This window comes from Pleomorphochaeta naphthae (genome assembly GCF_055396005.1).
The window spans coordinates 2095693-2116893 of sequence record NZ_AP042457.1 but is presented as its reverse complement, the minus strand read 5'-3'; the positions used below and the strand labels follow the sequence as shown (position 1 = coordinate 2116893).

20 protein-coding genes are annotated in these 21201 nt (G+C 29.4%); 15 read left to right on the top strand and 5 right to left on the bottom strand.

Translation table 11 applies throughout. The annotated features are described in order from the left end of the window. Nucleotides 1-38: 38 nt before the first annotated feature. Both ACZ5SO_RS09665 and ACZ5SO_RS09660 read right to left on the bottom strand, forming a co-directional pair. Complete coding sequence (locus tag ACZ5SO_RS09665) at nt 39-314, bottom strand: hypothetical protein (RefSeq protein WP_464624261.1); 276 nt, start codon at nt 312-314, stop codon at nt 39-41. Nucleotides 315-402: 88 nt separating this feature from the next. Further along, the gene (locus ACZ5SO_RS09660) at nt 403-1170 is read right to left on the bottom strand and encodes a DeoR/GlpR family DNA-binding transcription regulator (protein WP_464624260.1); all 768 of its coding nucleotides are present in this window, start codon (nt 1168-1170) and stop codon (nt 403-405) included. A 166-nt stretch (nt 1171-1336) separates the two neighbouring features. On the opposite strand from ACZ5SO_RS09660, the gene ACZ5SO_RS09655 reads away from it, so the two are divergent. The 13 genes from ACZ5SO_RS09655 (at nt 1337) to ACZ5SO_RS09595 (ending at nt 16598) form a co-directional block, all read left to right on the top strand. Further along, nucleotides 1337-2377, top strand: coding sequence for a s-methyl-5-thioribose-1-phosphate isomerase (locus ACZ5SO_RS09655; RefSeq protein WP_464624259.1), 1041 nt, complete (start codon nt 1337-1339; stop codon nt 2375-2377). A 1-nt stretch (nt 2378) separates the two neighbouring features. Continuing rightward, nucleotides 2379-3023, top strand: a complete 645-nt coding sequence (locus ACZ5SO_RS09650; RefSeq protein WP_464624257.1) for a class II aldolase/adducin family protein — start codon at nt 2379-2381, stop codon at nt 3021-3023. Then, entirely contained in the window at nt 2996-3859 is an 864-nt protein-coding gene (locus ACZ5SO_RS09645) for a purine-nucleoside phosphorylase (RefSeq protein ID WP_464624255.1), read from the top strand. Before ACZ5SO_RS09650 ends, ACZ5SO_RS09645 begins: the two co-directional genes overlap by 28 nt. A 47-nt stretch (nt 3860-3906) precedes the next feature. Beyond that, nucleotides 3907-5040 (top strand): BMP family lipoprotein, encoded by a 1134-nt coding sequence (locus tag ACZ5SO_RS09640; protein WP_464624254.1) that lies wholly within the window; start codon nt 3907-3909, stop codon nt 5038-5040. A 55-nt stretch (nt 5041-5095) separates the two neighbouring features. Further along, nucleotides 5096-6637: an ABC transporter ATP-binding protein gene (locus ACZ5SO_RS09635; RefSeq protein ID WP_464624252.1), complete on the top strand. Its 1542-nt coding sequence runs from the start codon at nt 5096-5098 to the stop codon at nt 6635-6637. After that, nucleotides 6631-7776, top strand: a complete 1146-nt coding sequence (locus ACZ5SO_RS09630; protein WP_464624250.1) for an ABC transporter permease — start codon at nt 6631-6633, stop codon at nt 7774-7776. Before ACZ5SO_RS09635 ends, ACZ5SO_RS09630 begins: the two co-directional genes overlap by 7 nt. After that, nucleotides 7769-8728 (top strand): ABC transporter permease, encoded by a 960-nt coding sequence (locus ACZ5SO_RS09625; protein WP_464624249.1) that lies wholly within the window; start codon nt 7769-7771, stop codon nt 8726-8728. Before ACZ5SO_RS09630 ends, ACZ5SO_RS09625 begins: the two co-directional genes overlap by 8 nt. A gap of 79 nt (nt 8729-8807) precedes the next feature. Next, nucleotides 8808-10037, top strand: a complete 1230-nt coding sequence (locus ACZ5SO_RS09620; RefSeq protein ID WP_464624247.1) for a hypothetical protein — start codon at nt 8808-8810, stop codon at nt 10035-10037. Between the two features lie 352 nt (nt 10038-10389). Continuing rightward, nucleotides 10390-10848 (top strand): MarR family winged helix-turn-helix transcriptional regulator, encoded by a 459-nt coding sequence (locus ACZ5SO_RS09615; protein WP_464624246.1) that lies wholly within the window; start codon nt 10390-10392, stop codon nt 10846-10848. Beyond that, entirely contained in the window at nt 10849-12132 is a 1284-nt protein-coding gene (locus ACZ5SO_RS09610; protein ID WP_464624245.1) for a TolC family protein, read from the top strand. 16 nt (nt 12133-12148) lie between these two features. Beyond that, on the top strand, nt 12149-13096 hold the full coding sequence (locus ACZ5SO_RS09605) for an efflux RND transporter periplasmic adaptor subunit (protein ID WP_464624244.1): 948 nt from the start codon (nt 12149-12151) through the stop codon (nt 13094-13096). Next, nucleotides 13096-16290: an efflux RND transporter permease subunit gene (locus ACZ5SO_RS09600; RefSeq protein ID WP_464624243.1), complete on the top strand. Its 3195-nt coding sequence runs from the start codon at nt 13096-13098 to the stop codon at nt 16288-16290. Before ACZ5SO_RS09605 ends, ACZ5SO_RS09600 begins: the two co-directional genes overlap by 1 nt. Next, entirely contained in the window at nt 16290-16598 is a 309-nt protein-coding gene (locus ACZ5SO_RS09595; protein ID WP_464624242.1) for a PG0541 family transporter-associated protein, read from the top strand. The genes ACZ5SO_RS09600 and ACZ5SO_RS09595 overlap by 1 nt, the downstream gene beginning before the upstream one ends. A gap of 140 nt (nt 16599-16738) precedes the next feature. Here ACZ5SO_RS09595 and ACZ5SO_RS09590 read toward each other — a convergent pair whose 3' ends face one another. Beyond that, nucleotides 16739-17905, bottom strand: coding sequence for an iron-containing alcohol dehydrogenase (locus ACZ5SO_RS09590; protein WP_464624240.1), 1167 nt, complete (start codon nt 17903-17905; stop codon nt 16739-16741). Between the two features lie 207 nt (nt 17906-18112). On the opposite strand from ACZ5SO_RS09590, the gene ACZ5SO_RS09585 reads away from it, so the two are divergent. Together ACZ5SO_RS09585 and ACZ5SO_RS09580 are read left to right on the top strand one after the other, a co-directional pair. After that, on the top strand, nt 18113-18988 hold the full coding sequence (locus tag ACZ5SO_RS09585) for an AraC family transcriptional regulator (protein WP_464624238.1): 876 nt from the start codon (nt 18113-18115) through the stop codon (nt 18986-18988). A 14-nt stretch (nt 18989-19002) separates the two neighbouring features. Continuing rightward, a complete protein-coding gene (locus ACZ5SO_RS09580; RefSeq protein ID WP_464624236.1) occupies nt 19003-19950 on the top strand; it encodes a dipeptidase in 948 nt (315 codons plus the stop codon). A 3-nt stretch (nt 19951-19953) separates the two neighbouring features. On the opposite strand, the gene ACZ5SO_RS09575 is transcribed toward ACZ5SO_RS09580, so the two are convergent. Beyond that, a complete protein-coding gene (locus tag ACZ5SO_RS09575) occupies nt 19954-20655 on the bottom strand; it encodes a ferredoxin (protein WP_464624234.1) in 702 nt (233 codons plus the stop codon). After that, nucleotides 20652-21134, bottom strand: a complete 483-nt coding sequence (locus ACZ5SO_RS09570; RefSeq protein ID WP_464624233.1) for a permease — start codon at nt 21132-21134, stop codon at nt 20652-20654. The genes ACZ5SO_RS09575 and ACZ5SO_RS09570 overlap by 4 nt, the downstream gene beginning before the upstream one ends. Nucleotides 21135-21201: the final 67 nt, after the last annotated feature.

The following is a 21201-nucleotide window of genomic DNA, read 5'->3' as shown; positions in this document are numbered from 1 at the left end:
AAACTTATAAATAATTATTAAAGTAATTTAGTAGGTTTTTATTCATTAAATTCAATTACCCAATTATCGTTTATTAATTGGGCTATTGAATCATAACACGCAATAAGGTTAACTGTTTCTCTATCGTAAATTTTATAAGAACAATTTAGAGCATCGATTAATTTAATAAAGCCTTGATCTCCTTTTGAATTTACAACCTTGCAGCCTTTGTTATTGTAAGGAAAAGAAAATAAGAAAAAATCTATATTAAGATTAGTTAAAAGTTTTATTGTTTTTACTTTTTTTTCATTTTCCCATTCTTTTTGTGTCTTCAATTTTTTGTATCCCGTGTTTTATTAAAAATATTGTTTCCTTTTTGTTATATTCCTAATATTACCACAATTTAAAAATTAAATCAAAATCCTATTTATATTTTAATTTAATATTTTTTTCTTTTAAAAAATTTAACCATTCGTCATTTGGTTTTCTATTTGTAATTAGATAATTAATTTTATCAAAAGAAGCGATTTTAGTTAAACTTGATTTATCAAATTTAGTATGATCGATTAATAAGAAAGCTATATCGCTATTATCTATCATTATAGAACTTATTTGAGCTGCAACTTCATTATCGTGACTTAGGCCAAATTCCTTAGAGATGGAGGTAGGGCTTAGAAAAACTTTTTCTGCATGAAGTTTTTTTAATAAGTCTATTGTGAAATTTCCTCTAAACGCATTTGAATTATTAATGAGAGTTCCTCCAAGACATATTACCTTTATAAGTGGATTGTTTGAAACAAGATTAATTATAGTTAATGAATTGGTAATAACTGTTGCTTTTATCTGTTTTTTGTTTAATTGTTTAGCAATACAGAAACTAGTAGAACTTGAATCAAGCATTAAAATATCTCCATCATGGATAAAATTGCTTGCAATTGAAGCTAAAGTTTCTTTTTCTTTAACCATAACTTGTTCTCTTAATTGAATTGGAATAGATTTATCAAAAGTGTCTATTTTATAAGCCCCACCATGAACTTTTATTATCCCATAATTTTTTTTTGATAAATATTCTAAGTCACTTCTAATAGTTTCCATTGTAACTTTTAATTCTGTAGCTAATTTTTTTACAGTTACTGTTTTTTCTGTATCTAAAATATGCTTAATAATATCTCTTCGTTCTTTTGCTAGCATAATATGTCCTTAAAACAAAATTTAGTCTTTGTTCCTAAATTATCATTAATATCTTATAATGTAAAGAAATATTATCAATTTTATCTTATCATATTTTATTGACATTTGGTATTATTCGTGTTTATATAATAAAAAACAATGAAAAACAAAATAAAAAAGGTGTCTCATGAAAAAACTAGATGATGGAATGGCTTTTATCTTAAAATATGAAAATATAGCATGGTATGATAATGGCGTGGTAAGAATTTTAGATAGAAGAATTTATCCAATTGAAGTTAAATTTGTTGAATGTAGAACTTATAATGAAGTGGCTCAAGCTATAAGTGATATGGTAACTCAAAGTTGGGGACCATATTTTGCAGCAGGTATGGGAATGGCGTTAGCAGCTTATCAAGCTAATGGTTTAGATGAAAAAAGCTTTGTAGAATTTATGCATACAGCCGGTATTGCCTTATATACAGCAAGGCCTACAACTTCAGCATTTATGAAAGAAATTGTTGAAAAATGTGAGAAAGCTGCTATTAAAGCAAAGTTAGAAGGCCAATCTCCAATAGATGCTGCATTTAATACAACAGTTGATTATTATAATGAAATTTATTCCTCTTGTCAGATTATGGGTAATTACTTAGTAGATTGTTTCCCAAACAAGGGAACTGTAATGACACAATGTTGGGCTGAGACTGTTGTTGGAATGATGTTAAAATCTATTAGGGAACAAAATAAAGATATAAAATTTATTTGTCCTGAAACTCGTCCATATTTACAAGGTGGTAGGCTTACTGCAAGTTGTATAAAGGATATGGGTTTTGATGTTACTGTTATTACTGATAACATGCCAGGTTATGTTTTAGAAAAGAAAAATGTTGATGTTTTTACATCAGCTGCTGATGTTATATGTATGGATGGTCATATTGTAAATAAAGTAGGTACATTTCAAATTGCATTAGCTTGTAATTATTTTGGTATACCATATTACGTTACAGGAAAACCTAATTTAGCTCATCCAGACAAAGAGTCAATCGTTATTGAAGAGAGAGATCCAGAGTTAGTATTACATGCCTTAGATAAAAAGTTTACTTTTGAAGGTGTTAAAGGCTATTACCCTGCTTTCGATATTACTCCACCAAAATTTTGTTCAGGTGTTATTACTGATAAGGGTAAATTTAACCCAAATGAATTAGAAAAATATTATAAGAGTGGTAAATAAAGTGGATAATTTTTATAAAGAAAGAGCAGAAGTAGCTAAAACTATGAACAAACTATTTGAAAGAGGTCTTACAACAGTTTCAGGTGGAAATATTAGTTTAAGGCTTACCGATGAGTTATTTTGTATAACACCTTCAGCTTTGGATAAAAGTAGTTTAACAGCTGAAAAAATAGCTATTGTTGGTTTTGATGGAACAAATTATACTCCATCCCTAAAGTTAAGCATCGAAAGCGAAATTCATAGGTTAGTATTAATCAATCGTAAAGATATTAATGCAGTTGTTCACTCTCATCCGATTTATGCATCATCGTTTAGTACTATAGAAGGTGAAAATCATATTTTATCAAAACTTACGGCTGAAGCTTATTACTTTATGGGAGATATTGTAAATGTTCCATATCACTTGATGGGAACTAAGGATTTAGCAGCAGAAGTTGCAAAATATAGTAAAGATTTTGATGTGATGTTAATGCAAAATCATGGTGCAATTGTTTTAGCCAAAGATTTACTTGGTGGATTTGATAAAATGGATCTTTTAGAGAGATCTGCTCAAATGAGTGTTGTTGTTAAGCAATTGGAATCTTTTGGATATAAACCTAAAGAGCTTAATAAATCTCAATGTTTAGAAATAGAAAAAATGAGATAAAAATGGAAGAATTGACTTTTATTGATAAAATTGCTGAGAGTGCAAATTATATAAAAAAATATGTTAATTATGATATAGACATTGCCTTAGTATTAGGTAGTGGGTTAGGTAAATTAGCATCAGAGATAGAAAATCCTATTATCATTAAGTATAGTGATATACCTTTTTTTCCAATTTCTACAGCTCCTGGGCATTTTGGAAGACTTGTAAGTGGAAAACTAGGTAACAAAAAAATAGTTTGCATGCAAGGCCGTTTTCATTATTATGAAGGATATGAGGCAAAGACAATTTGTTATCCAATATTTGTTTTTAATCAATTGAAAATAAAAAAATTGATTTTGACGAATGCTAGCGGATGTCTTAGACGTGATTGGAATGTTGGTGATTTAATGATTATTGAAGATCATATTAAATTAGTTGCAGACAATCCATTAAGAGGAACAAATTATGAGTCTTTAGGTCCACGGTTCTTTGACATGTCTAAAACCTATTCTCCTAGAATGGTAAAAGTAGCACAAGAGTGTGCTAAAGAAATAAATTTACCAATACGTAAAGGTGTTTATCAGTTTTTTTCTGGACCAAGTTTTGAAACAGCTGCTGAGATTAAGATGGCGCAAGCTTTAGGAGCAGATGCAACCGGAATGTCTACTGTTTTTGAGGCCATTGTTGCTAGTTATTTAAAAATGGAAGTTCTTGGAATAAGTTGTTTAACTAATATGGCTACAGGGCTTAGTAAAACAATATTAAATGAGGAAGAAGTTATAGAAACAGGAGAGAAAGTTAAATCTAAATTTATACAACTTCTGAAAAGTATTATAGAAAGATGGGAAAAATAATTACAATTAATATATATATATAATTTATTAATTGAGAGGAGAATCTTATGAAGAAATTGTTGTTAATTACAATGTGTTTGTTGAGTGTGTCATCTCTCGTATTTGCAGGTGGTGCTTCTGAAGAACCTACTAATGAGGAGAAAGGTCTTAATATTGCAATTATTACTACTCCTTCAGGTGTTGATGATGGTTCCTTTAATGAAGAGAACTATAACGGTATTTTATCATTTATTGAAAAAAATCCCGGTTCAACAGTTAAGCCATTAAGAGAACCAAGTGGAGATGTTGCTAAGGCTTTGAAAGTAGCTAGTGATGTAGTTGCAGATTATGATGTTGAAGTTTGTACAGGCTTCCAATTTGCAGGTATTAGTCAATTAGCTATTGATAATCCTGATACTAAATTCATTTTAGTAGATACTTTTCCAGTAGATCCAGATGATCCATCAGGTACTTTAGTATTAGATAATGTTTATGCAATGCTTTTTGCTGAACAAGAATCTGGTTTCTTTGCTGGTGTTGCAGCTGCTTTAGAAACAAAAACTAATAAAGTTGCAGTAATCAATGGTGTTGCTTACCCCTCTAATGTTAACTATCAATATGGTTTTGAATGTGGTGTAAAATATGCAAATGCTATTTATGGTACAAAGGCTGAAGTTGTTGAACTACCTTCTCAAGCAGGTACAGATGTAACAGGTGCTAATGTTGGTGGTAACTATATTGGATCATTTGCTGATGAAGCAACTGGTAAAATTGTTGGTAATCAATTAATCAATGAAGGTTGTGATATCTTATTTGTTGCAGCTGGTGGTTCTGGTAATGGCGTATTTACAGCTGCAAAAGAATCAAAAGGTAAAGTTAAAGTTATCGGTTGTGATGTAGACCAATGGGATGATGGAGTTGTAGGTGATGATAATATTATCTTAACAAGTGTTCTAAAGGTTATGGGAATAAATGTCGATAGAACTTTACAAAAAATTAAAGACGGCACCTTTGTTGGGGCTAACGAGGTTTTACAAGCTGATACTGATTCAACGGGCTTTGTTAAAGAAGAAGGTCGTCACCAATTACAAGATAGTACAATTGCTAAATTAGACGAAGTATATCAATTAGTTAAAAATAAGGAAATCATTCCTGCATCAAATTTCGGTGGATTCACACCTGATGAATTTATGGTTAATTAATCTAAGAATAGATCCATTGCTCTTAATTGAGTAATGGATCTTTTGGAGTAGATAAATGAATAATAATTTTGTTGAGCTTAGGAACATAAGCAAAGTTTTTCCTAATATTGTTGCGAATGATGATATTTCTTTAGAAGTAAAACAAGGAGAAATCTATGCAATTTTAGGTGAAAATGGTGCTGGCAAATCTACCTTAATGAGTATACTTTTTGGTTTATATGAACCTACTTCTGGGAGTATTTATATAAAAGGAGAGAAGGTAAAAATCTCATCTCCATTAGATGCTAATAAGCTTCATATAGGAATGGTGCACCAACATTTTAAGCTTGTTGATAATCAAAGTATAGCTGAAAATATTATATTAGGAATTGAACCTATAAAAAAGAAATTTGGGATTTTCCCCAAAGTCGATTTAGAATCTGCAATAAAAGATGTAACTTTATTATCAAAGAAATATCATCTAGAAGTCAATCCTACCGATTTAATCCAAGATGTTTCTGTTTCAACCCGTCAGAGAGTTGAAATTCTGAAAATGTTATATAGAAATGCTGAATTATTGATATTTGATGAACCTACTGCTGTTTTAACACCTCAAGAGATTGAATCCTTATTAGAAATAATAAAATCTCTAAGAGATAGTGGTAAAACTATTATTATAATTACACATAAACTTGATGAAATTAAAAAAATAGCAGATAGGTGTGCAATATTAAGAAAAGGAAAGCTAATTGATGTCTTAGACGTAGAAAAAACAACTACAAAAGAAATGGCATCTCTAATGGTCGGTCATGATATTTCTCTGCAAATAAAGAAAAATCCAAAACCTTATGGTAAAACAGTTTTAACAGTAGATAAGATTAGTGCAGTTAATAAAGATGGTATTCCAACATTAAAAGATGTTTCTTTTTCGATAAGAGAAGGAGAAATTTTAGCAGTAGCAGGTGTCTCAGGTAATGGACAAGTAGAAATTGCTGATGCAATTGCAGGACTGTTATCTATTAAAAAAGGAAACATTTCTTTAAATGGCTCTTTAATTAATGATTTAAGTATTAGAGAGAGATTAGAGAGTGGAATTTCTTATATACCAGAAGATAGGCATAATGTTGGACTTCTTTTAGATTTTACCTTAGCAAATAATCTTTGTTTGAAACAGTATTATAGAGAACCGTTCTGTTCTAAGAAAGGTGTACTTGATTTTAATAAATTTAATGAATTAAGTGAAATTTTAATTAAGAATTATGATATTAGATGTGGTGAGGATGGCCCTAACACAATAGTTAGAAGCATGAGTGGCGGAAATCAACAAAAAGCAATTGTTGCGAGAGAAATTCATGCGAACTCTGATTTAATTATCTTTGTACAACCTACAAGAGGTTTAGATGTAGGTGCAATTGAAATAATACATCAACGAATTGCTGAATTGAGAAATAATGGTAAAGCTATTTTATTAATCTCTTTAGAATTAGACGAGATTATGTCTTTAGCTGATACTATTTTAGTCATATATAATGGTGAGGTTCAAACCATCCGTGATGCAAAAGAGTTAAGTAAAGAAAAAGTTGGAGAATATATGATGGGGGTTCATAAATCGTGCTAAACAATAAAAATATTTTTAAAAGAGCTTATGTTAGTTTTTGCGGACCTGGAAAACATCAAGTTATAAGGATTTCTTTATTTTGTTTATTTTTAAGTTTACTAGGTGGAGCTATTTTATTATTAATCCTCGGTAAAAATCCTTTAGTAGCATATAAAGCACTTTTACAAGGCTCAGGTTTACTTGCCAAAGCAAAGTATCCTGGTAGGAAAAGTCAACTTACTGATTTTTTAAATTTATTAAACTATTCAGTACCAATGATTTTTGCATCATTATCAGTTGCCATAGCTTTAAAATGTGGTTTATTTAATATCTGTGTTTCAGGAATTATGGTTTTATCTGGCTTTATGGCAACTATTTTAGTTGGTTATAGTGATATTTCTTCAGTGTTAGCTAAAATTCTTGTAATTTTAATTGGAGTTGGAGTTGGCGCTTTGATGGGAGCTTTAATTGGATGGTTAAAATACCGATTTAATATGAATGAAGTAGTTGTTGCAATTATGTTTAACTACATAATTAGTTATGTTGCAAGCTTTTTTATTCAAACCCAATTTGTAGATCCAATAACAAGACAAAGTATTGAAATAAATCAAAATGCAAGATTAACGCTTGTTGATGTTGAAATATTTTCTCTTAGGATGAATATTACAACAGTCTTTATATTAGCTTTAATAGTTGTATTTGCGATAAAATTTTTATTAGACAAAACCCGTTTCGGATTTGAATTGAAAGCCGTGGGTGTAAATAAGAAGGCATCTAGATACTGTGGAATAGAAGTTGGAAAAACATTAATAAAAACTATGATTATATCAGGAGCTTTAGCAGGTTTAGCTGGAGTTACTTATTATCTTGGCAGTTATGCCTCGATGCAGCCTAGGATAGTCCCTTCTTTAGGATTTGATGCTATAGCAGTAGCTCTTCTTGGAAATATGGCTCCTGTAGGATGTTTTTTTGCATCGATTTTAGTAATGATTTTCGAAAGTGGAACTGCTTATCTTTCATCAAGATTAGGAGTATTAAGAGAAATTGCAGCATTAATTACAAGTATTTTATTACTATTTAGTGCTAGTAGTGGATATTTTAAACTTATGGCTAACAAATTTAAAAGTGAATTAGTAGAAAGTGGAGGTAAAAATGAATAATATTATAATTGAAAGCATGGCTTTTACTTTACCTCTTTTTATAATTTCAATTGGTGGTATTTTTTGTGAAGGAAGCGGGGTAATTAACTTAGCACTAGAAGGTTTACTTGGAATGGGAGCTTTCTTCGGTGGGTTAATCGTTGCCTCTTTAACATCAACTTTTGTAGATTCTCAAAGTACGCTAGTATATATCTCATTATTTTCTGCGATGGTTGGGGGAGCATTATTTGCCATGTTATATGCTTTAATTGTATTAAAATTACAAGCAAACCAGGTAATTAGCGGAGTTGTTATTAATATGCTCTCTGTTTCTTTAACTGCCTTTTTAACAAACCAATTAAACATTTCACTTTTTGGACAATCTTCAAATAAATTTATGTTATTTGTTTTTCCTAGAGTGACAGTTCCATTTTTATCTAAGATTCCAATAATTAGTGGCTTTTTTACAGATGTTTATGTGTATGAATTTATTATAGTTGTGATAGCAGCTTTTATGGCATATATATTATATAAAACACCATTTGGCATGAGGCTGAGAGCTTGTGGGGACAATCCCCAAGCAGTAGCTGCTGCTGGACAAAATGTAACTAAAATTAGATTTATTGCGATATTAATAAGTGGAGCAATGTCAGGTTTAGGTGGAATGTGTTTTGCATATTCAATTTCAACTAATTTTTCTCCTAGCATTTATGTTGGATATGGATATTTGGCAATTGCTGCATATATTTTTGGAAACTGGAAAATTTCAAATACTCTATTAGCTTGTTTGATATTTGGTTTTGCAAGAAGTATTGGATATTTTTTAGTTCAACAATTATCCCTTCCAAGTAGCTATAGTGATTTAGTCTTAACATTCCCATATGTATTAACACTAATCTTGCTTTTATTCTTTTCTAAAACAAACAAAGCTCCAAAAGCCCTTGGAGAAGTTTATGATAAGGGAAAACGTTAATTTAAAAAAATAATAAAGACAATGGTGTCTTTAAATAAATAATGAATAACGGAATTTATAATAATTCTGGAGGTAGGTTATGAAAAAAATTAAAATTTTATTTTCGATTGTTGCCATTGTTTTTGGCTTGAGTTCTTGTGCAACTACAAATGATGTTGTACAAAGTGAAGTTAAGGATGATTTGCTCTATTTAGAGAGTAGATATGAAATTAATTTATTTGATGCTACAATAGAACCATCAATTTTTATTGAAAATTGTGAAACTATAAGTGGTGTAGATTTATCTGATGTAACAGATGTAGTAGTAGCTTTAGTAAAAGCATCAGGGTTTGAAGAATTAGCTCAAACTTATTCAATAGAAAAGGCAAAAGAGAGATTATCTTATTATGGAGTTAACCATATTGGTTCCTTTGATGCTAAATACATAGCTTGTGCTTTAGATGCAAAATTAATTGATAGTGAAATCATTTCTAAATTAGTTAAAGCTGATGAAATAGATGGTAGTGTTGCTGCAACTTTGTTAATGAACGTGGCCCAAGTTAATGGAAGTGCACGAAATTACTTAGGTAAAATCAGTGATGAGGATATTTTAAATAAAGTTGCAACTGCATTTAATTCTTATTACATCTATTCAGATAATAATTTAGATGTTGTAGGTAAGAAGTTAGTAGAATCTAAAGCTTCAACAGGATATAACTTAAAGAAAGATGGATTTAATTCCAACTTTATACCTGAACTAACAATAAAATATGGACATAGTGATGAAAAACATCTAAAACAATTAATTGCATTGTTAAATAGTGAAGGAATTGATGCAAAAATACAAATTGAACCAAAAGTTTCAATTTACCAATATTTATTAGAATGGGGTCCAATTCCAGAACCTTCATATTCATATTATGTAGAACAATATAGTGATGATTTATATTTAGTACATGCTTTAGAATATGATGCATTATTTGAATTTGAAAATGAAGCTGATTTATTAGATTTTAATAGGATTATTGAACAATATTCAAAGAAGTCTGAACAAAATCAGAAAGATGGAAGTGATGTAAAATTAATAGCAGGAGCTTGGTGGCAACCTCTCTATAGTACAACTGTGATGCATGATGAAGAAGCTTATAAAGTAATTTATGATAGTGTAGCAACTGAAAATGGCTATTCAATTCATCCTTTCTGTCTTGAAGAAAATAAAGATGAGTTAGCAACTATTATGCAAACATATACTGATGCTCCAATAGTTTTAAATAAAATGTATGTAAATAATGCTTTTTATAGATATTTGAGTGGAGAATCATCTGAATAAAAGAATATTAAATTTTTTATTCATGGACCGCTGTAACAGTCAAAGTAGACTAGCAGCGGTTCTTTTTTTTACTTAATTTGTTATTTGTGAGAAATAAAGAATATTTATTTAAGTCAAACTTATAAAGGCCTAAAGAGTTTTTAGGCTTTATAAGGCAAAAATATTTTTTGTTTTTTAAAATGCAACTAGTTAAAAAGTATCTTCTAAATTGTTAATAGTTTATTAAATAGTTTAATTTTGTATTTTTTACATAGATGAATTATTGACCTTTATTTGTAATTGTATTATTTTTTATTAGTTATTTTTTATAACTATTATTAAAAACAACTAAAATAGAGCAAGGGAGATCATTTTGGAAAATGTTAGAAAGTCAATTTTAACTTATATAGAATACTCAAGGAAAATCACATCTCTAATGCTTAAGAAAATGGCTCCTGTGAGAAAGAAATATAATTTAACAAAGTTGGATGCAAATGCTTTAATTTTCTTTGCTGAAGATGAACATCCTCCAATTGCTAGTGAGTTTAGTAAATGTGGATCATATTCTAAATCAAATGTTTCAAAAGCTTTATCTGATTTATTAAAAAAGGAATTAGTTTTGATGGAATCTGATCAAGAAGATCGAAGATTTCAAAAAATAATATTAACTGAAGAAGGTAAGAAAGTTGCCAAAGAACTAAAAGAATCGATTGAACCAATTATAAAAAAACTGAGTAAGGGAATTAGCTTAGAACAGAAAAAGCTAATAATTTTATTTTTGACTCAGTTAAAAGATAATATAAATGAAGTTATGGAAGAGATAGAAGGATAAATGGGAACAAAAATGTTTAAAAAGAAAATATTATTAATAAGTTTTAGTATATTGTTTCTAACAAATTCATTATTTGCTAGAAATCTTAGTTTAGATGATGCGGTGGAAGAGGCTTTAAATAAAAGCAGTCAAGTTCTTTCAAAAGTATTAGAAATAGAAAGTGCAACTATAGATGATGAATATAAATATTCATCCCTCTATCCAAGTTTAAGTGTAAGTGGCACAGCATATAGAGCGAATGAGCCCCAGGGTTATTCTAGTGGTACTGTAGTATTATATCCAACTCTTAGTGCTTCATTTACTTTTAACCCTGCAATGCTTACTTCTTTACAAACAACATCTTTGTCTCTTCAAAACAATCAAATTAGCTTAGATAAGGCAAAAAAAGATGTAGCATTACAGATAAAAAAATTATATTATGGAATTTTAGTTCAAGAAGCATCTTTAGATTTTCAAAGAGAAAATATTGAATATTTAGAAGAAACTTTAAAAAATACTGAAGCAGCTTATGAAAATGGTGATATTCCAGAATTAAATGTATTGCAACTAAAATCTCAAATTTCATCTCAAAGAGCAAGTCTTGAGAAAACAGAAACATCAATTGTATCTCAAAAGAGGACTCTTGCTTTTTTAATTGGCTTAGATGACATTACAGAAGATTTAACTCTAACTGATGAATTACCTCAAGAATATGATGTTGATTTATCGCAATTTACTCTGAATAAAGCACTAACTGCTTCATCCGATTTAAGATCATCTCAGATAAATAAACAGTTACTTGATGTAAATAAAAAAGCATTAGAGCAATCAACATATTTCCCATCTTTAGTTTTATCTGCAAGTTATAATCCAAGTTGGTATTTATACGATGGCTCTATAACTGATGGCTATGATAGTGGTAGTATTAGTGCAACTATAGCTGTAGATGTTACTAATATGTTACCAGGATCATCTGGTCAAAAATCTCTAAAAAAACTTGATATTTCTTATAAACAACTTGAATTAGGAAATACAAGTATTAGAGATAATATAGTATTAACGTTTAATTCTAATTTAGAAGCAATTAAAGATGCTAAAAGACAAATAGAATTAAGCGAGGAAAACATCGAATTGTCAAAGAAAGCTTTTGAATTAACATCTCTTTCATACGAAAGTGGTTTTACATCATTCTCTGATTTGCAATCCGCTCAATTAAGTGTAAGTAATGCTCAATTGTCATTACTTCAAGCTCAATATACATATGTAAGTGCTCTTCTAGATTTAGAAGATCAATGTTCAAACTAAACTAAAGGAAAATACAATGATTTTGAATTACAAAAAACAAATTATAAAAGTTACTATATTAGTAAGTCTTTCTTTATTGACTTTATCATCTTGTAGTAAAATCGATGAAGCACTTTCACCTTCCATAAATGAAGAAGATACAAAAGTTGAATTGTCAGAAGAAAGTTCAAAACCAATTAGCGTAAATGGGGCAATGGCAAAAATAGGGTCAATTAGTTCAAGCATTGAAGTAGCCGGTACAGTTACTACATCTAATCCTGTTGCAATTATTGGTGAAGCTACTGGAACACTAAAGAATTTTAACCTTGAGGTTGGTGATGAAGTAGAAGCTGACGAAGTTATTGGACAAATCGATCCTTCTCGCCCTGGTATGAATTATAAAATGAAGGATATTGAAGCTCCAATTTCTGGAACTGTTATATCAGTAAATACTAAAGAAGGCTCATTAGTCTCTTCATCTAATCCTTTAGGGTATATTCAAGATTTAAATGATACTACTATAAAAGCTAATATAATTGAAAAATATATTTCTTTTGTAGAAATTGGGCAGGATGTAGAAATTAAATTTGATGCCTTTCCAAATAAAATTTTTAAAGGAACAGTATCTGATTTAGAGCCCACTGTTAATACTCAAACTAGATCATTAGGAATTGAAATAGATTTTGAAGATCCAGATAATTTAGTATTACCAGGTATGTATGCCAAAAATAAAATCATTACTAAGACAATTGATGATGCTTTGTTAATCCCTTCCACAAGTGTTTTTGCAAAAGAAAACTCTTTTTATGTTTATCTAATTGAAAATGGAAGATTAGTAAAAACTCCAATAACAAAAGGCTTAGAAAATTATGATTATGTTCAAGTGCTTGAAGGCTTAAGTGAAGGAGATATTATAGTTAATTCTAAATCTTCCTTATTAGGCGAAGGCTCTTATGTAAATGTCCAAAACGAAGGAGCATTTTAATGAGTATAAGTGATACCGCAATTAAAAAACCTAGGACTGTTTTGATTTTTACTATCATTTTAGTAGCCCTAGGATTATATACAATGAATGAAATTCCTATTGATTTACTCCCTGACGTATCTCTTCCATACGTTATGGTAATAACTCAATATCCAAATGCTAGTCCTGAAGAAGTAGAATCTAAGTTAACAGAAGTTATGGAAAATACTTTTGCAGGTATTACAGGCTTAACAGATATAAATTCTCAATCTAGTTCAGGCTCTTCTACAATAACGCTACAATTCTCGCAGTCAACTGATTTAGATCAAGCGACGAATATGATAAGAGATAGGCTATCTTTAGTAGAAGATTATTTACCAGAGGATGCAACATCTCCGATGATAATGCAATTAGATGTATCTTTAATGCCTATAATGGGTGTATCTCTTACGGGAAATAAAACACCTGATGAACTACTTAATATTGCAGAGGATATAGTTTCTCCTGCCCTTGAACAGTTAGATGGTGTAGCTAGTACAACAATAAGTGGAGGAAGAGAGAAGATAATTAAAATTGAAATTGATAAAAATACTCTAGATACTTTAGGCTTATCTCTAACTCAAATGTCTCAAGTAATAGCAAGCCAAAACTGGAAATCAGATGCTGGTACTATAACTGATCATGATATGAATTACTCAATTAGTAGTGAAGGGAATTTCCAATCACTACAAGAAATTAAAGACACAATTATTGCTACAAAAACTGATAATCAAACAGGAAGTATTTCAACAATCACGCTAGGAGATGTTGCAACCGTAGTTGAAGATTATAAAGATACAACTTCCTATGCATATGTTAATGGAGAGCCAGGAATTATCTTGACTATTTCAAAGCAATCAGGAACAAATTCACTTCAAGTATCAGATTCTGTTATTGAGAAATTAGATAGTTTAAATAGGAGCTTACCTGATGGGGTTAAATTAGAAGTAGCATATAATACAACAGATTCGATTATAACCTCTATATCAAATGTAGCATCATCAGCAATCACTGGTGCAATTTTAGCAATTATAGTTATATTAATATTTTTAAGGAGTTTATCTTCAACTTTTACAATATCTCTAACAATTCCAATATCTCTAATAATTACCTTATTAGTATTACGCTTTACTAATAATACAATTAACATGATGAGCTTAGCAGGATTGACTCTTGGGGTGGGTATGTTGGTAGATAACTCGATTGTTATATTAGAAAATATATTTAGTTATCGTGAAAAAGGGGCAAAACCACATATTGCCGCATCTTTAGGTGCAAATGAGATGAAAAGTGCAATAACAAGTTCAACTTTAACTACAATTTCAGTATTTGTGCCTTTGTTACTATTTAGAAATAGCTTAGATGGGACAATTACAATATTTGAAGATTTAGCCTTTACAGTAATAGTATCACTAACAACATCCTTGTTAGTTGCTATAATCTTAGTTCCAACTCTTTCATCTTCCTTTTTTAAAGGACACATAAAAAGAGTAGGAGAAAAAAGAAGAGGGTTAAATGGTGTTGTTGAAAAAGTCTTTAATGCTTTTGAAAATGGTTATTCTAAGTTTATTAGATGGTGTCTACATCATAAAACCTTATTTATAGTCATTATTTTAGCCTTGCTTGTAGCTTCAATTGCTAAAATTCCATCTTTAGAATTCACATTTATCCCTGAAACTGATCAAACAAGTGTTACAGCAACATTATCATTTCCTCATGGAACTGATTTAGCAGTAATTGATGCCAAAACTACAGCATTTGAAGAAGATTTGAAAAAAGAAATTCAAGGATATACTAAAATGGCTACAACCATAGATGGAGGCTCTCAATTTACTATGTTTACAGGGGGAGGTTCCTCAACTTCTTCTATTTCTATCACCTTAAAAGATGCTGATGAAAGAGTCGCAGGAGATATGGATTATAAGGAAATAACAAAAATAATTGATTCCTTAGATAGCAAGTATACAGATTTTGATTTAACTGCTGATACATCTTCCAATTCTTCAGCTAGCTTTAGTGGTTCAGATATTGATATCACAGTTAAAAGTGATGACTTTGATAGATTAACACTTGTATCTACTCAAATTGCAAATATATTGGAGAAAGATGCCTCTAATTTAGTAAATAACGTTTCAAATTCAATCACTGAAGGAAACCCTCAACTATCTATAGTATATGATAAAGCTGCTATGAACAGAAATTATGTTAATTCAATGAGTATTGCTTCAGAATTAAAGGCAGACTTGAGTGGTGTTACAGTTGGATCATTTACTCAACAAGGTGAATCAATTGATATGATATTAACTTTAAGTGATGCTGATGAATATCATAAGTTTAATCTAGATCAAATAACAGTAACTAATCAATTAGGTCAAAAGGTTCCTCTTTCTGCTATTGCACATATAGAAGAGACAACTTCACCAATGACTATTTCTAGAGAAAACCAAGGTCGTGTAGCCCATATTACTGCAAGTAATGTAGGAAATTTATCAATAAATCAATTAACAAATGCAATTGAAGATTTACTAGATAAGAGTAATATTCCAATAGATGAAGGATTAACATATTCTGTTGGTGGTTCTTGGGATTCAATGAAAGAAGGAATTGAAGTATTTATAAAAATTATTTTGATGGCATCTATTTTAGTATTTGCTGTTATGTCTTCTCAGTTTGAATCATTCAAAGATCCATTTATTGTTATTTTCACTTTACCAATGGCCTTAATTGGAGTAGTTGCAACAATAGTATTAACAAAGTCAGTAATCTCATTAATGACTTTAGTTGGTATATTAGTTCTAGTTGGTATTATAGTAAATAATGGTATTGTTCTAGTAGATTATACTAATCTACTTAGAAAAAGAGATTATACTCTAGAAGATGCTTGTGTAACATCAGCTAAGACTCGTTTAAGACCGATTATGATGACAACTTTAACTACTGTCTTAGCATTAGTGCCTTTGGCATTTTTCCCAGGTGAAGGCTCTCAGCTCATTCAACCAATCGGACAGGTAATATTTGGTGGACTATCTTTTGGAACTTTAATGACTTTAACAATGATGCCAATTATCTATTATATTTTAAATAAGAGAGACGAAAAGAAAAAAATCAAAAAAGCATTAAAGAATAAACAACAAGCTTTAATCGATGGAAATGAAGATAGAGGAGAGATAAAATAATGAAAAGAGTTGAAATAATGATATCAAGAGCTTTAGATGAAGAATTTCTTGAAAGATTAAGTGCCTATGAATTAACACATTTTACAGCTATCTCTCCAGTTATTGGTAAAGGATTTTCTAATCCTAAACTTGGTGATGAAGTTTGGCCACAAACTAATAAACTATATATCTTTTATGTAAAAGAAGAAGATGTAATGAAATTAACAAAGATAGTTAATAAACTTAGGGAAGAGTTTCCAACTGAAGGCCTTGCTGCCTTTGAAAGCGAAGCTAAGTGTCTAAGTGAGTGTGAAGAATTATATTCATAATAATAAAAAAATAAGGAATATTGTAAGGCTATCAGTCTTCAATATTCCTTTTTTTAAATTAGTTGTAACTAAATAAAATAGAGCCTGTTGTTAATTTGTAAAATTCATAAAACAATAGGAATTTATATAATTAAAAACTATTATTTACACAAATTTAAAATATTAACTACATCTTTAGGATATAGTTTTTTAAATCCATTTATATACTTATTGTTACAAGCTTTTTTAGCCATAATCTCAAAGTTTTCATCTCCAATATTAATAGCAGATAAAGAACTAGCAATATGAAGGTCTTCATATAAGAAAGTTTTAAGCTTTTCAATTGCTAGCTTTGCAATTTCCATATCCTCAAGATTTGAATCAATATTAAAGACATTAACTCCAAATTGTTTAAACTTAGAAACAGTAGTTTCATCAAGAGTATATTCAAGCCATTTTGGGGTTAGAATTGCTAAGCCTAAACCATGAGTAATATCATAATAGGCACTTAATTCATGTTCTATAGGATGGCATGTCCAATCATGAGTTTTATCAGCAGCAACAAAACCATTAATAGCCCAAGAAGATGTCCACATAAGATTTGCTCTAGCTTCGTAGTTGTCAGGCTCATTATATGCTATAGGAGCATATTTAATAACTGTTTTCATTAGACCTTCCATCACAGTATCTAGCATGTAAAGGCTTTCATTCATATTGAAATATACTTCAAGAATGTGATTTAAAATATCTGCAGATCCACAAGCTGTTTGGTATTTGCTTACACTAAAAGTTAAACTTGGGTCTAAGAAAGAAACTTTTGGTCTCAAAGGTTCAAAAATTAAACCAATTTTATCATGAGTTTCAGGATTGCTAATAACACCGGCAGCATTCATTTCGGTTCCGGTAGCTGAGAGTGTTAAGATAGTAAATAAAGGTAGAGCTTTTTTAACATCAACTTTATTGAGCATTATATCCCAAGCATCTCCATCATAATAAGTAGCAGCTCCAATATATTTAGTACAATCAATAACAGATCCACCACCAACTGCTAGTAATACATCTATGTTTTTTTCTTTACAAATTTGTGCTCCTTTATTAACTGAAGAAACTCTTGGGTTGGGATCAATTCCAGATAGTTCAAATACTTCAAAATCTCCTTTTTTTAATTCATCCATAACCTTTTGGTATAGACCCATTTTTTTGATACTACCACCACCATAAGTTAATAAAACTCGCTTACCATATTTTTTTAATTCAGGAGCTAAATTGCCTAATTGATTTTTTCCAAAAAAGACTTTTGTTCCTATATCATATACAAAATTATTCATAAAAATCCTCCTATTTTTTATTAGTTATATTTAATTTAATCATGTTATAACTAAAATTAACAGAGTTTTATAATTAATTAAATGCCTAATTTAATATATTTTATTGTCTAATCCTATAAACTTATAATAAAAAAGCATTAAATCTCTTGGATTTTGTTGTATAATTCTATAATAATTATATGAATGTGAGAGTTTAAGGATGAATAAATGGAATGTAGTGATGCTATAAAATATATAAAAGAAAATAATTTAAAAGAAGGGTTTAATGAAACTAATGTAAAGGGTGTTAAAATCTTTAAAAATGATTATCCTGTTCCAAGACAACTTTTAGAATACAATCCTGGAATATTAATTGTATTAAACGGTAGTAAACATGGTTATATCAAAAATAATCATTTTGATTATAGTAGAGATTATTATATAGTTTTACCGACTCATCTTCAATTCGAGTGTGAAGCAATTGCCTCAAAAGATGATCCAGTTTTTGGGCTTTTTATAGAGATTGATATTTCATTATTAAATGAGTTAATTATTAAGATGAATTTAAGACCACATGTGGTTACAGCTAATTCTTTTAAGGTTAAACCTACTAAAATTGATAATAAGTTAGAAACAGCAGCATTAAGATTACTTGAAGTTTTAAAAGATGAAACAGACTCTGCCATATTAGGCTCTTCATTAGTTAAGGAAATCTTATATTTAGTATTAAAAGGTGAAAATAGAGATATATTATATTCTTTATGTGCTAATGGTAGTGATTATGATAGGTTAGCAAAAGCATTAAAAATAATTCATACAAGATATAAAGAACATTTAAATGTAGAAGACTTGGCAAAAGAGTGTTCAATGAGTGCCTCAGGATTTTATAAAATCTTTAAATCACTTACAGGAGAGACTCCACTTCAGTATATAAAGAAGATTCGGCTAAAACAAGCGAAAGATCTATTAGAGCAACAAAAGCTGAAAGCCTGTGATGTAGCAATTGCGATTGGGTATGAGAGTGTTTCTCAATTTTCTCGAGAGTTTAAAAGATATTATGGGGCGACACCAGGTATGGTGAGAATAAATAATAAAATTCAATAAAAGGGAGTAATTTTATGAAAATTGTTGATATGCATTGTGATACAATTGTTGCTTGTTATAAACACAACAAACATTTAGATAAAAACGATTTACATATTGATGTAGAAAAATTTATAAAAGGTGATTATTTACTTCAAAATATGGCTATCTTTCTAGATATGCGAGAAGAAAAAAATCTTACCAATTTGGCTAAAGATATAATTAAGTTTTATGATAGAGAAACAGATAATAATAATATTAATAGAATTTATAAATTTTCAGATATCAAAGAAGATAAAATAAACACAATGTTAACTATTGAAGATAGTGAGATAGTACCTTATCAAAATTTAGAAGAATTTTATGATTTAGGTGTAAGAATGATAACTTTAACTTGGAATTACCCAAATAAGGTTGGATTTTCAAATATTGATAGTGACCATTTTAGTGGATTTGAATCATTAAAAAGAATTGATAATGAAAATGGGTTAACTCAATATGGAAAGAAATACATCAAAAAAATGGAAGAAATGAATATTATAATAGATGTCTCACATGGATCTAATAAGTTAATGAGCGATGTACTTGATTACAGTGAGAAGCCTTTTGTAGCAAGTCATTCTAATTGTTATAGTGTAACACCTGTAGGTAGGAATATTAATGATGACTTACTTATAAAAATGATAGAAAAAGAGTGTGTAATTGGAATGAATTTTTGCAGTGCATTTCTAACAGATATTGGTAATAGTGAATCAAAAATAGATGATTTAATTAAACACATAGATCATATTTTAGATTTAGGTGGAGAGAATAATGTTGGCTTTGGTGGTGATCTTGATGGAATAGACTCTAAGTTAGAAATAAAAGATGCTAGTAATATGCAATACATAATTGAAAGACTAAAAAAGAGATATTCCATTAACATAGTTAAAAAAATAAGCCATGAAAATGTTCTATCTCTTTATGAAAAAGTTTTGAAATAATTTTTATTTACTTATAGCATTAACAGGGCAATTTTTTATTGCCTTGTTAATAATATCATCTTCAACTATTTCAATATTTAAAATTTGAGCTTTTTTATTTTCAATTTTAAATAAAGCGGGGTAAGTTTTTGTACAAATACCACAACCAATACAGGCCCTAGTATTAATACTAGCTTTCCCGTCCCTATATGATTTATCTACTGCAAGATCTTCATCTTTTATAATTTTATCACTTATAAATGAGAAAATTAAAATTGCAATAATTGTTAATATCCACCTAACTATCATAAAAGTTGGGCCTAAGAATTTTACTTCATTTATTAACATAGGAACTTTAATTACGGCCCATGAGCTTAGAATTATTATTATGTTTCTAATAGAAGCCCCTTTTTTATGAAGCATTACACAGATTGGAAAAGCAGCATAAATAGGTCCGGCTGATACACTTCCTAAAACAAAAGATAAAATAATTCCTTTTAATTTAGATTTTTTTCCCAAGTATTTCATAATAGTATCTTTATTTATCCAAGTGTCTAATAAGGCCGTTAAGACAAAGATAATAGGCATTATCATCAACATTTCTTTAATATAGTAAGTGCTATTATTTATTGAAGTGATAGCTAAAGTTCTATCAAAAATAAAAATTGAAATATAAGCTAATAAAATAAGTATTGAAAATAAATTATTTTTTAATTTTTTAATCATAAGATAACTCCCATAGCGAAAGCAATTAAAATTGCAAATACAAAGCTTAAAATATTTCTTGTTAAAGCAAATTTAATACCAAATTCCTTTTTCTCAAGCGGAAAAGTAACAAGCCCAACCATAGTCAAAGTAGTTAAAAAAGCTACTGCTGCAACTATATTTACCGAAGCATCTACTAGCGTTCCGACTAGAGGGAAGGCTATAAAAGCAGGGATTAGTGTTATAGCACCTAGAATAGCTGAGGCTATAGTTGAAATGATAGGATTTTGTCCTTCAATAAAAGTTGCTATTTCACCTGGTGGTATAATAGCAAGCACTAAACCAATTAGAAAAATTATTGAAAAAATACTAATTGCCATAGCCTGTCCCATTTTTAAAGCTGTTTTTAATGCTTTTAGTGTTTTTTGTTTGTTTTTAACTAGAGAGAAAATTACAAAAATTATTGTAATTAACCACATAGCTTTAGTAAAAATATCCATAAAATTACTCCTGTAATCTAGAGTATTGAATTAATTTTATCTAAATCAAAGACACCGATGAGTCTAT

Coding starts and splice junctions, on each gene's coding strand:
- ACZ5SO_RS09660 (WP_464624260.1), bottom strand. CDS start 1,170: ATGCTAGCAAAAGAACGAAGAGATATTATTAAGCATATTTTAGATACA.
- ACZ5SO_RS09655 (WP_464624259.1), top strand. CDS start 1,337: ATGAAAAAACTAGATGATGGAATGGCTTTTATCTTAAAATATGAAAAT.
- ACZ5SO_RS09645 (WP_464624255.1), top strand. CDS start 2,996: ATGTTTAGAAATAGAAAAAATGAGATAAAAATGGAAGAATTGACTTTT.
- ACZ5SO_RS09640 (WP_464624254.1), top strand. CDS start 3,907: ATGAAGAAATTGTTGTTAATTACAATGTGTTTGTTGAGTGTGTCATCT.
- ACZ5SO_RS09635 (WP_464624252.1), top strand. CDS start 5,096: ATGAATAATAATTTTGTTGAGCTTAGGAACATAAGCAAAGTTTTTCCT.
- ACZ5SO_RS09625 (WP_464624249.1), top strand. CDS start 7,769: ATGAATAATATTATAATTGAAAGCATGGCTTTTACTTTACCTCTTTTT.
- ACZ5SO_RS09620 (WP_464624247.1), top strand. CDS start 8,808: ATGAAAAAAATTAAAATTTTATTTTCGATTGTTGCCATTGTTTTTGGC.
- ACZ5SO_RS09610 (WP_464624245.1), top strand. CDS start 10,849: ATGGGAACAAAAATGTTTAAAAAGAAAATATTATTAATAAGTTTTAGT.
- ACZ5SO_RS09605 (WP_464624244.1), top strand. CDS start 12,149: ATGATTTTGAATTACAAAAAACAAATTATAAAAGTTACTATATTAGTA.
- ACZ5SO_RS09600 (WP_464624243.1), top strand. CDS start 13,096: ATGAGTATAAGTGATACCGCAATTAAAAAACCTAGGACTGTTTTGATT.
- ACZ5SO_RS09595 (WP_464624242.1), top strand. CDS start 16,290: ATGAAAAGAGTTGAAATAATGATATCAAGAGCTTTAGATGAAGAATTT.
- ACZ5SO_RS09590 (WP_464624240.1), bottom strand. CDS start 17,905: ATGAATAATTTTGTATATGATATAGGAACAAAAGTCTTTTTTGGAAAA.
- ACZ5SO_RS09585 (WP_464624238.1), top strand. CDS start 18,113: ATGGAATGTAGTGATGCTATAAAATATATAAAAGAAAATAATTTAAAA.
- ACZ5SO_RS09580 (WP_464624236.1), top strand. CDS start 19,003: ATGAAAATTGTTGATATGCATTGTGATACAATTGTTGCTTGTTATAAA.
- ACZ5SO_RS09575 (WP_464624234.1), bottom strand. CDS start 20,655: ATGATTAAAAAATTAAAAAATAATTTATTTTCAATACTTATTTTATTA.
- ACZ5SO_RS09570 (WP_464624233.1), bottom strand. CDS start 21,134: ATGGATATTTTTACTAAAGCTATGTGGTTAATTACAATAATTTTTGTA.